We start from the raw sequence: 9,748 nt of genomic DNA, 5'->3' as shown, positions 1-9,748 counted from the left end.
CGCAACGCGCGGTACAGCCTGCCCGGCGCGTCGCCCGCCAGGGGGATGTCCGGCGCGCGGTGGCCGGCGAGGGGATGCGAGCCGCGCGGCGCCGGATAGGCGAGGTCGATCATGGAGATCGCGCCCGCCATGCGCCGCGCGATCGGGCGCAGGCCCGACACGATCCGCAGGGCGGTGTCGCGGAGCCGACGAAGGCCGCGCGGGCGCAGGAGGGCGACGCGCAGGATCGTGCCGCTCATGCGCAGGACACGCCGGCCGACCGGGTACCGCTCGTCGTGATAGGTGTCGAGCAGCCCCTCCGGCGCCCAGCCCTGGATCGTGGCGGCGAGTTTCCAGCCGAGGTTGACCGCGTCCTGCAGACCGGTGTTCATGCCCATGCCGCCGGCCGGTGAGTGCACGTGGGCGGCGTCGCCGGCGAGGAGGATCCGGCCGTCGCGATAGCGCGGCACCTGGCGCTCGTCGCTGTGGAACCGCGAGATCCAGCGCGGGTCGTGCATGCCGAGGTCGCTGCCGAGGACCGCGCGGGTGACCCTCTGGACCTCCTCGAAGTCGACCGGTGCGGTGTCGGAGAGCCGGCTGCGGCGGTTCCAGGCGATGATGCGGTGCCAGCCGTCGCCGAACGGCGCGATGAAGACGAACCCCGCGCCGGTGGCCCGTGCGGTCACCGTCTCCGGCGGGGATTCGAGGAGCCGGACGTCGCAGAGCATCACCGAGCGCACCACCGACCGGCCGGGGAAGGGCAGGCCGAGCTCGCGGCGTACGGTGCTGTGCACGCCGTCGGCGCCCACGGCGTAGAGGGCCCGCAGCGTGCGCGTCGCGCCGCCGGCCTCGCGCACCGTCACGTCGACGCCGTCGGCGTCCTGCCGCAGCGCCACCACGTCGGCGCCCGGCACGATCACCGCTCCGGCCGCACGCGCACGGTCGGCGAGCACCCGCTCGGTCTCGTACTGCGGTGTGATCAGCACGTAGGGGAAGCGTGTCGGCAGGTTGAAGAATCGCAGCCCGAACGGGCCGAGCCCGGACACCGGCACGCCGGTCGCGACGAGGTCGTCGGCGAGCCCCCGCGCGTCGAGGAGCTCAAGAGTGCGCGCGTGCACGCCGAAGGCACGCGTGAGGTTGGACTCGTGGTCGCGGCGTTCGAGGACGGCGCACGCGACACCGGCGGCGGCCAGCTCGCCGGCCAGCATCAGGCCGGTGGGCCCGCCGCCGACGATGAGCACGTCCGTGTCGGGCCGCATGCGCTCCCCCTGGGTCGTCCCGTTCACGACTGACGACCTTCCCCCGAAACGGGGCCTTCGCACCTCGGGGGTGTCGCTCCGGGTGGTTACTCGTCCGGCTCGTCGCGGTCGGACGCGCTCTTGCGCACCTCGGCCTCGCGCCGGACCTCGCGTTCGGCACGCTCGCGTGCCTCGGCGAAGTAGCGGCTCGGATCCTTGATCATCCGCTCCGACCGGTCGTCGGAGTCCTGCACCACGATGTCGCCCGCCATGGCCCCCACTCCCCTTCTTCCGTCAGTGTCCGGAACGCCGGACGAAAGGTCAACAGGTTCAACGTACGAGGCGCCGGATCCCCTCCTCGTTCGTCCCGTACGCGAGGGCGTCCGCGAGCAGGCCCGCCAGCAGCCGGACGAACGGGACGTCGGATCGGCTCACTCCCCCGACGTTCATGGCGTCCACGGTGAGGATCCCGTACGGCGTGTGGCCGGCCACGACCGGGACGGCGAGGAAGGATCGGTAGCCGTGGCCGGCCGAGCCGCGCCAGCCCGGCGGCGGGTCACGGTCGACGTCGGCCGAGTACGCGTGCTCGTTGTCGCGGATCATCGCGAAGACGGAGTCGCCCTCGGCCGTGCCCTCCGTGAAGACCGTCACGGGCGCGTCCGCGCGCCCGGCGTACTGGCTGGGCACGAGCCTCTTCGTGGCGCCGTCCTCGAGACGGAACAGGCAGGCGCGTACGCGGCGGCCCTTGATCAGATGCGCCGCCGAGTCGAGGACCATGGGGACGGTCGCCTCCCGCAGGTTCCCCCGCTCCTGGCGATTCGCGGCGGTGGCGATGCGTCCCAGCTGGCGCACGATCGGGTCGAGCGCGTCGTTGATCGTGACGCGCATTTCGACGGCGGCCTCGATCGCCTCCTGCTCGGCGGTCTTGCGCTGGCGCTCCTTGCGGATCTGCTCGTAGCCGGGAACCGCCGCGCCGACGACGCTCATCACCACGCCGAGCATGATCCACCAGGGCTTCCACGGGCCGTCGTCGCTCGCCTCGGCCCCGGAGATCGCCACCAGGGCGACACAGACGACACCGACGGTCGTGGTGATGTAAAGCCGTCCTCTGGGGGGAATGCGCACGCACGCACACTAAAGGATCACCGACGGACACCGTGCGACAACGGTTTATCCACGGCACGCCGTGACCATTTCGGTCAAACCGTTACCGGCGTCGACCGGTCGTTCACCGCCGCCTCCGCATCGGCGGCGGGCACGCCCGCGGCGATGAGGCACGTACGGGCGACGTCCCGGGCCGGGTCCGCGCTCCGCCACAGGCCGTCGTTGACCGCCTGCAGGAGCCCGAGGATGAGCGACTCGAGGGCGTGGGCGAGCACGCTCGGCGGTAGATGCGCGGCGAACGCGCCGCGCCGCGCGCCCTCCTCCAGCAGGCCGGCGACGTGCTCGCGCGCGGGCCGCAGGTGGACGCGGATGCCGCCGCCGCTCAGGTTGCGCTGGGCCAGGGAGATGAGCAGCCGGTAGCGGTCGCCGATCGCCCACGTCGCGGTCGTCGCCGCCACCAGGGCCCGGACCGGCGACGTGACGCCGGCGGTGGCCCGGCTCAGCGCGTCGGTGACCTCACGGGCGGCCTCGTCGGCGATGCCCTCGATCAGCGCCTCACGGCTCGGGAAGTGGCCGTAGACGGTGCGGCGCACGACGCCGGCGGCGCGGGCGATGTCGTCCATGCTCGCGTCCGGATCGCGGATCAGCTCGCGCGTGGCGACGGCCAGGATGTGCCGCCGGTTGGCCTCCGCGCGGCCGGTCCGCCTGGCCTCACTCATGTGATTCCCTTCACAAGGTTCATTCTTGCACACCAGTGTGCAAGATGACTAGCTTGCACAGTGGTGTGCAAATTGATCTCACTTCGGAGGGACGTCATGTCGTTGGCCTCGTTGGCCGTCCGCACGCCGGTCGAGCGGACGGACCGGCCGTACCCGCGCCGGTGGGCCGCACTGGCCGTGCTGTGCCTGAGCCTGCTGATCATCGTCATGGCCAACACGTCGCTGCTCGTCGCGGCGCCGGCGATGACGCGCGACCTCGGCCTCAGCAGCAGTGACCTGCAGTGGGTCATCGACGCCTACACCGTGCCGTACGCGGCGCTGATGCTGGTGATGGGCGCGATCGGCGACAAGTACAGCCGCCGCGGCGCGCTCCTCGCCGGCCTCGTCGTGTTCGGCGCCGGCTCGGTGACCGGCAGCCTGGTGCACGAGACCGCAGGGGTGATCGCGGCACGGGCGGTGATGGGCGTGGGCGCGGCAATGATCATGCCCGCGACGCTGTCACTGCTGAGCGCGACGTTCCCCCGGCGTGAGCGGGCACGGGCGATCACCATCTGGACCGCCACGTCGGGGCTGGCCATCGCGGCCGGACCGCTGCTGGCCGGATGGCTGCTGGAGAGCCGCTCCTGGGGGTTCACGTTCTTGATCAACGTTCCGGTGGCGGGCGTCGCCGTGGTCGCCGCGCTCGTCCTCGTACCGCCGTCCCACGCGGGAGGGCGGGAACGGCTCGACCTCGTGGGCGGCCTGCTGTCGGTGGTCTTCCTCGCCGCGCTCGTCTACATGATCATCGAAGGGCCCCGGTTCGGGTGGGGCGCCGGCGCGGTCACGGCCGCCGTGGTCGCCGGAGTCGGCCTGGCCGCCTTCATCCGGTGGGAGCTGCGGCACCCGCACCCGATCCTGGACGTCCGCCGGTTCCGCGACCGCACCTTCGGCGGGGCGAACCTCGCGGTCGCGCTGTTCTTCCTCGCGGCGTTCGGGTCGATCTACTACCTGACGCAGCACCTGCAGTTCGTGCTGGGCTACGGCCCGCTGCCCACGGGCGTACGGCTGCTGCCGCTGGCCGGCGCGGTGTTCGCGGGCGCCGCCGTCACGGGCGTGCTCACCCCACGGCTCGGCACGAAGGTCACGGTGGTGCTCGGCATGGCCCTCGGCACGGCCGGCATCCTGCTGCTCACCCGCGTCGGCGACGGCTCCGGGTACGGCGCGCTCCTGCCCTCGCTGCTGCTGCTCGGCGCGGCGATCGGGCTCAGCGTCTCCCCCTGCACCGACGCCATCATGGGCGCGTTCCCCGAGGAACGCCTCGGCGTGGGCGGCGCGGTGAACGACACGTCGCTCGAACTCGGCGGCTCGCTGGGCATCGCGCTCCTCGGCTCGGTCCTGGCCGACGCGTACCGGTCGGACATGACGACCGCGATCGGCGGGCGGCTGCCCACCACCGCGGCGAAGGCGGCCGGGGAGTCGATCGGCGGGGCACTGACCGTGGCGGAGAAGGTGGCCGCCACGGCGGGCCCGGGACGAGCGGCGCCACTGGTGCACGCGGCGGACCACGCCTTCGCCCACGCGGTCGCGCACACGAGCCTGGTGGGCGGCCTGATCCTCGGCGCCGGCACCGTGGTGGTCGCCCTGCTCCTGCCGAACACCCGCCGTACCGGCGCTTCCACGTCCCCCGCTGCGGAGGATCGCGAGCCGCCTCGGCCCTCCGGTACGCGACGCGGCTGATCCGCCACGGGGGTCGCGGCTGATCCGCCGCCGGGGTTGTCCACAGGGGATCCAGCGGGCTTCCCGTCCGGGGGTTCAGCGCTTGACAATGGAAGTGGGCTGGAGCCCTCCGGGCGGGCGGGGACCACCGGGCGGGGACCACCCGCCAGCGACCACCGGGTGGGGTTCTGGCTTCGCCGGTTCGGAGGTCGGGGCCGGGGGCGGGGGCGGTCGGTCCGTGGCCGGGGTCAGTCTTCTGCCTGCTGGGCGTGCTTCGGGAGAAGCCACACCAGGGCGAAGGTGATCAGGTAGAGCACGGCGGCGAGCCCGATCACGAGTTCGCCGGCCTTGTCGAACCCGGCGGTCGCGCCGTCGTCGAGGCGCGCGAAGAACACGGTGCCGAGGGCGGCGACGCCGATGGCGCCGGAGAACTGCTGGACGGCGTTGAGCATGCCCGAACCGGTGCCGACCTCCTCGGTGCTGGCGTCGCCGAGGATGAAGTCGAAGATCGGGACGAATACCAGACCGGTGCCGAACCCGATCAGCAGCAGTGACGGGGCCAGGGTCCAGGAGGTGAGGTCGTCGCCCCGGTGGGCGAGGGTCCACCACAGGGCGAGCAGGCCGATGACGGCGATGCCGAGGCCGAGGCCGAGGTGACGCGGCCGAGCCTCCGGGTGAGCACCGCGCCGGCGAGTCCCACGGCGACGGCGCTGCCGAGCGCCCATGGGATCAAGGTGAGGCCGGTGTGCAGCGGAGTCCAGTGCCAGCCGAGTTGCAGCAGCAGGTTGAACGCCAGCTGGAATCCGCTGAGCGAGGCGAAGAAGGCCCCCACGATGAGCAGGCCCACGACGAAGCTGCGTTTGCCGAACAGCGTCGGAGTGATCACCGGGTGCCCACTGCGCCGTTCGGAGACGACGAACAGCGCGAGGGCGATGATCGAGCCGGCCATCGACAGGTAGGTCCAGAGCGGCCAGCCGAGCTCCCGGCCCTGGACCAGCGGAATGATCAACAGTGCGGAGGCCAGGGTGAGCAGGCCGACGCCGCCGAGGTCGAGCCGGGCGGTCGCGTCCTCGCCGGACCTGTGCGGCAGGAAGCATCGGCCGAGGGTCCAGGCGAGGACGCCGATCGGCACGTTGATCAGGAAGATCGAGCGCCACTGGCCGCCGAACAGGTCGAGGCGCAGCAGCCAGCCGGCGAGGATCGGCCCGGCCACCGTCGCGAGTCCCATCACCGGACCGAACGGGATGAGCGCCGTGCGCAGTCGCTCCGGTGGGAAGACGACCTTCACCAGCGCGAACCCCTGCGGTATCAGGACCGAACCGGACAGACCCTGCAGGACGCGGGCGGTGATCAGGAAGCCGACGCCGGGGGCCAGCCCGCAGGCGAGTGAGGCCAGGGTGAACCCGGCCATGCCCAGCAGGAACAGCCGGCGGCGGCCGAACAGGTCGCCCAGCCGGCCCGACGTGATCAGGCCGAGGGCGAAGGCCGCGGTGTAGGCGCTGAGCACCCATTGCAGGGTCGTCTCACCGCCGCCGAGGTCGGCACGGATCGACGGGCCGGCGAGGTTGGCGATGGTCGAGTCGATCACGTCCATCACATCGGCGGTGAAGACGACCGCGAGTACGAGCCAGGCTCGCCGGAGGGGAAGCGAAGCGGCAGACGCCTTCAACGAACTTTGTTCTACTTTCACGAACTAAGTTTGTACGCTTGGAACTAAGTTCGTGTCAACGTAAGCTCAGGGGCATGTCAGTTGGCCCGAAACAACGCCGTGCCGCCCGGCACGCTCAGCCGGCTCCCCCTCCGGCGCGGCAGAAGCCCCGCAAGGCGCCGATCACCGTCGACCGGATCACCGACGCGGCGCTCGAGGTCGTCGCCGCCGAGGGCTATGACGCGTTGACGATGCGCAGCGTCGCCGGCGTACTCGGCACGGGACCCGCCTCGCTGTACGCGCACGTCGTCAACAAGGCCGACATCGACGAGCTGATCATCGGCCGGCTCTGCGCCCGGCTGGTGCTGCCCGAGCCCGATCCGGCGACATGGCGCGCGCAGATCCTCGACGTCTGCGCCCAGATCCGCGACCAGTATCTGCGATACCCCGGCATCTCCCGCGCCGCGCTGGCCATGGTCTCCACCAACCTCGACGTGCTGCGCGTCAACGAGGGAATGCTGGCCATCCTCATCGCCGGCGGCGTCGAACCGCAGACGGCGGCCTGGGCGATCGACGCTCTCTCGCTCTACGTCGCCGGCTACGCGCTGGAGTCCTCTCTGGCCGCGCAGCGGCAGAGCCGGCGCGACGACGAGTGGGTCGTCGGCCGCGACGAGTTGGTCCGCCGGTTCACCGCACTGCCCGCCGACCGGTTCCCCCAGACCAGACGCTACGCGGCCGAGTTGACCTCCGGCACAGGACACGAGCGGTTCGACTTCACCCTCGGCCTGATGGTCGACAACCTCACCCGGCGTCGGCCATCTCCCTAGGGCCTGTCTCAAAGCCCCGCTGTCCGGCTGCGCGGCGACTTTGAGACAGGCGTCTAGCCCGCGCGAGCCCGGCCCGCTCCGGCGCGGCTCACATCCGTGCCGGTATGCCGGAGTCGGGGCCAAGGTCCTCCGGGCCTCGGCGGCCCGCCGGGAGCGGGACGGCGCGGGTCGTGCGCATTCGTACGGCGAACCGGGGCGAAGGTCCTTTCTCCGACTTCCGTGCGGCCCTGCCCAGATCCGCCTTCACCACCGACCATGGTTGACATGCCGACATCACACGACCTCCCGAACCGGGCCGACCCCGGTGTCCGGGACGGCCGGTGTTCTCGGCCCGTCGCGATCGGCGTGTCGCCGCCCGCGCTCTCCTCCTCCGGCAGTCGTCGTTCGGAAAGGCGGGACATGGCGAAGATCGCGGTTATCGGGGAAAGCGGAAAAGTCCTTGAGTTCGGCCTCGCGGGGGCGATCGTCATTCCCGCTGAGGAGCCCGAGGCCGTGCTCGCCGCCTGGCGGTCGCTGGGCGAGGACGTCGCCGTCGTAGTGCTGACCTCGCGCGCGGCACGGACCCTGGCCGGCCGGACGGCGTCGTGGCCGCTCACGGCGGTGATGCCGCCGTGAGCAGGTCAGATTCACCGCCCCGCGGCCGCCGTCCCGGCGTGACGGGAAGACCGAAGAGACCAGGCCCAGCGGGGGAATGAGGTGAGCGGGCCATGAACGTGAGATCCGGGGAGTGTGAGCTCAGCGGCGACATAACAGCGGTGATCTTCGGGGTCGACGGCGTGGTCATCGACAGCGCGCGTACGTCGGCGGGGGCCTGGAAGACGGTGTTCGACCCCTTCCTGCGTACGTACGCGGCGTCGCACGAGACCGCCTTCGTACCGTTCGACGTCCGGACCGACTTTCTGCGTTACACGCACGGCAAACCGCGGCTGGCGGGCGCACGGGACTTCCTCGCCTCCCGTGACATCTGCCTGCCCTACGACGATCTGCGGGGACTGATGATCCGGCACGAGGAGTTCTTCCTCGGCGAGGTCCACCGGCACGGGGTGAGCCCGTTCGCCTCCACGGTCACGTTGATCCGGGAGGCACACCGGCGCGGCATCCGTACGGCGGCGGTGTGCACACAGCGGCACGGTACCGAGGTCCTGCGGAACGCCGGTGTCGTGGGCATGTTCGACATCGTCCTGGACGGCCTGCGGGCGCCCGGGACGCGGCTTCCGTTCTGCCCGGACACCGCCCTGTTCGTCCGGGCCGCGCTGCAACTGGGCACCGAGCCGCGGCACACCGCGGTCATCGAGGAGTCACCGGCGGCCCTGACCGCGGCCAAGCGCGGCGGGTTCGGCCTGGTCGTCGGCGTCGACCGCCTGGGCGGAGGACGGCTGCGCGAACACGGCGCGGACGTCGTCGTCACGGACCTGTCCGAGCTCCACATCGGCCGCCGGCGCCACGCCGCCTACGCCTGAGCGGGGCCGGACGAGGACGGTGCCGCGCGCTGCGACCGGCGATCACGCCCGCGCCCTGTCGCAGGCCACCAGCCAGCGCAGCCATTCACGGTCGCCCTGGACGGCCAGCCGGGCGAACTGGGTGCCGTCGCCGCGCGCCTGGCTGCCGTGCGCGCGCATCGCGTACTGCTGGGTGCTCCGGTGGACCCGCAGCTCGAAGTCGATCCGCAGGTCCGCGTCGCCGGTCACCGACAGCCCGGTCGCCTCCCGTACGGCCTTGGCCACGTCGTGCGGCAGTGTCCAGCCGAGCACGGGAACGGCGAGCTCGCGGCCCGCGTGGCAGGCCACGCAGGCGGCGATGCGGTCGCCGAGGCGTCCGTCGACCGTGAGAAGCAGGTCGACGTTCCACTCCCGCACCATCCGGATCACCCGTTCGGCGAGCCGGGCGACCGGCAGCCGCCGCAGCTCGGCCTCCGGATAGTCGGCGAGCATGCAGTGCGACGCGCGCAGCGCGCTCGCCGCGGCGTCGAACTCGAACGGCCGGACGGCGGTGAGCCGCTCCATGGAGTCGTTGTACGGTGACGCGTCCCCACGGCTGATCGCGAGCACGCTGACCTGGCTGCCGCCGCGGCGGAAGGCGTCGAGCACCGCGCCGAGGTAACAGGCCTCGTCACCCGGTCGTGCCACGACGGCCAGGACGCACTTGGCGTCCGGCAGCCGCCCGAGCGTCCCCGACGGCCACATTCCGGCATCCGCGGTCATCTCTGATGCGCCCCCTGTGTCTTGACGACGTGCTGAACGACGGGGTGTCTCAACGGCCGCCCGAGCCCGGCGCCCTGCGGGGACGGGGACCCGGGCGGTCTCGTGCTCCCCTTCTCGAGCATCGCCGTACGCCGCCGGCGATGTGACCGGCGAAGGTCCCCGCCCGGCGGGACCCCGGACCCGCACGGACCCGCCGAAGGTCAGTTCCGCGGCCGTACGACCGCCACCGGACACGGAGCCCGCTGCAACACGGCCGCGGCGACCGCGCCGAGCCGCAACCCGGCCACACCACCGAGCCCCCGCCCGCCCACCACCAGCAGCGCCGCGCCCGCCGCGG

12 protein-coding genes are annotated in these 9,748 nt (G+C 72.2%); 4 read left to right on the top strand and 8 right to left on the bottom strand.

Going from position 1 to position 9,748, the window contains the following annotated elements; all coding sequences use genetic code 11:
- From ACFFNX_RS31900 to ACFFNX_RS31885, 4 genes are all read right to left on the bottom strand, one after another.
- A partial coding sequence (locus ACFFNX_RS31900) for an FAD-dependent monooxygenase (protein ID WP_378209584.1) occupies positions 1-1,265 on the bottom strand: 1,265 nt, incomplete at its 3' end.
- 59 nt (positions 1,266-1,324) lie between these two features.
- Positions 1,325-1,489: a hypothetical protein gene (locus ACFFNX_RS31895; protein ID WP_378209583.1), complete on the bottom strand. Its 165-nt coding sequence runs from the start codon at positions 1,487-1,489 to the stop codon at positions 1,325-1,327.
- Between the two features lie 58 nt (positions 1,490-1,547).
- Positions 1,548-2,342, bottom strand: coding sequence for a GAF domain-containing protein (locus tag ACFFNX_RS31890; protein WP_378209582.1), 795 nt, complete (start codon positions 2,340-2,342; stop codon positions 1,548-1,550).
- A gap of 74 nt (positions 2,343-2,416) precedes the next feature.
- Complete coding sequence (locus tag ACFFNX_RS31885; RefSeq protein WP_378209581.1) at positions 2,417-3,040, bottom strand: TetR/AcrR family transcriptional regulator; 624 nt, start codon at positions 3,038-3,040, stop codon at positions 2,417-2,419.
- 96 nt (positions 3,041-3,136) lie between these two features.
- Between ACFFNX_RS31885 and ACFFNX_RS31880 the strand changes: the two genes are divergently transcribed.
- Entirely contained in the window at positions 3,137-4,756 is a 1,620-nt protein-coding gene (locus tag ACFFNX_RS31880; RefSeq protein WP_378209580.1) for an MFS transporter, read from the top strand.
- A 227-nt stretch (positions 4,757-4,983) separates the two neighbouring features.
- Here the strand turns inward: ACFFNX_RS31880 and ACFFNX_RS31875 are convergent, their stop codons facing one another.
- The gene (locus ACFFNX_RS31875) at positions 4,984-5,187 is read right to left on the bottom strand and encodes a hypothetical protein (protein ID WP_378209579.1); all 204 of its coding nucleotides are present in this window, start codon (positions 5,185-5,187) and stop codon (positions 4,984-4,986) included.
- 89 nt (positions 5,188-5,276) lie between these two features.
- Positions 5,277-6,404, bottom strand: a complete 1,128-nt coding sequence (locus ACFFNX_RS31870) for an MFS transporter (protein WP_378209578.1) — start codon at positions 6,402-6,404, stop codon at positions 5,277-5,279.
- A gap of 74 nt (positions 6,405-6,478) precedes the next feature.
- Here ACFFNX_RS31870 and ACFFNX_RS31865 point away from each other — a divergent pair, with 74 nt between their 5' ends.
- The 3 genes from ACFFNX_RS31865 to ACFFNX_RS31855 all read left to right on the top strand — a co-directional run bounded on the left by ACFFNX_RS31865 (position 6,479) and on the right by ACFFNX_RS31855 (position 8,670).
- Positions 6,479-7,210 carry a TetR/AcrR family transcriptional regulator gene (locus ACFFNX_RS31865; RefSeq protein WP_378209577.1) on the top strand — a complete coding sequence of 244 codons (732 nt, stop codon included), beginning with the start codon at positions 6,479-6,481 and terminating at the stop codon, positions 7,208-7,210.
- 399 nt (positions 7,211-7,609) lie between these two features.
- A complete protein-coding gene (locus ACFFNX_RS31860; RefSeq protein WP_378209576.1) occupies positions 7,610-7,825 on the top strand; it encodes a V-type ATP synthase subunit F in 216 nt (71 codons plus the stop codon).
- A gap of 92 nt (positions 7,826-7,917) precedes the next feature.
- Entirely contained in the window at positions 7,918-8,670 is a 753-nt protein-coding gene (locus ACFFNX_RS31855) for an HAD family hydrolase (RefSeq protein ID WP_378209575.1), read from the top strand.
- Between the two features lie 42 nt (positions 8,671-8,712).
- Here ACFFNX_RS31855 and ACFFNX_RS31850 read toward each other — a convergent pair whose 3' ends face one another.
- Both ACFFNX_RS31850 and ACFFNX_RS31845 read right to left on the bottom strand, forming a co-directional pair.
- A complete protein-coding gene (locus tag ACFFNX_RS31850) occupies positions 8,713-9,411 on the bottom strand; it encodes a PIG-L family deacetylase (protein ID WP_378209574.1) in 699 nt (232 codons plus the stop codon).
- 200 nt (positions 9,412-9,611) lie between these two features.
- Positions 9,612-9,731, bottom strand: a complete 120-nt coding sequence (locus tag ACFFNX_RS31845; RefSeq protein WP_378209585.1) for a universal stress protein — start codon at positions 9,729-9,731, stop codon at positions 9,612-9,614.
- Between the last annotated feature and the right edge of the window lie 17 nt (positions 9,732-9,748).

Origin of the sequence: Actinoallomurus acaciae, from assembly GCF_042429965.1 — a bacterium.
In the GTDB taxonomy this organism is placed as follows: domain Bacteria; phylum Actinomycetota; class Actinomycetes; order Streptosporangiales; family Streptosporangiaceae; genus Actinoallomurus; species Actinoallomurus acaciae.
This window is presented reverse-complemented; position numbering and strand designations above follow the sequence as displayed.

Bases quoted from the DNA above. Each gene is read 5' to 3' on its own strand.
- ACFFNX_RS31895 (WP_378209583.1), bottom strand. From the start codon at position 1,489: ATGGCGGGCGACATCGTGGTGCAGGACTCCGACGACCGGTCGGAGCGG.
- ACFFNX_RS31885 (WP_378209581.1), bottom strand. From the start codon at position 3,040: ATGAGTGAGGCCAGGCGGACCGGCCGCGCGGAGGCCAACCGGCGGCAC.
- ACFFNX_RS31880 (WP_378209580.1), top strand. From the start codon at position 3,137: ATGTCGTTGGCCTCGTTGGCCGTCCGCACGCCGGTCGAGCGGACGGAC.
- ACFFNX_RS31875 (WP_378209579.1), bottom strand. From the start codon at position 5,187: ATGCTCAACGCCGTCCAGCAGTTCTCCGGCGCCATCGGCGTCGCCGCC.
- ACFFNX_RS31865 (WP_378209577.1), top strand. From the start codon at position 6,479: ATGTCAGTTGGCCCGAAACAACGCCGTGCCGCCCGGCACGCTCAGCCG.
- ACFFNX_RS31860 (WP_378209576.1), top strand. From the start codon at position 7,610: ATGGCGAAGATCGCGGTTATCGGGGAAAGCGGAAAAGTCCTTGAGTTC.
- ACFFNX_RS31855 (WP_378209575.1), top strand. From the start codon at position 7,918: ATGAACGTGAGATCCGGGGAGTGTGAGCTCAGCGGCGACATAACAGCG.
- ACFFNX_RS31850 (WP_378209574.1), bottom strand. From the start codon at position 9,411: ATGACCGCGGATGCCGGAATGTGGCCGTCGGGGACGCTCGGGCGGCTG.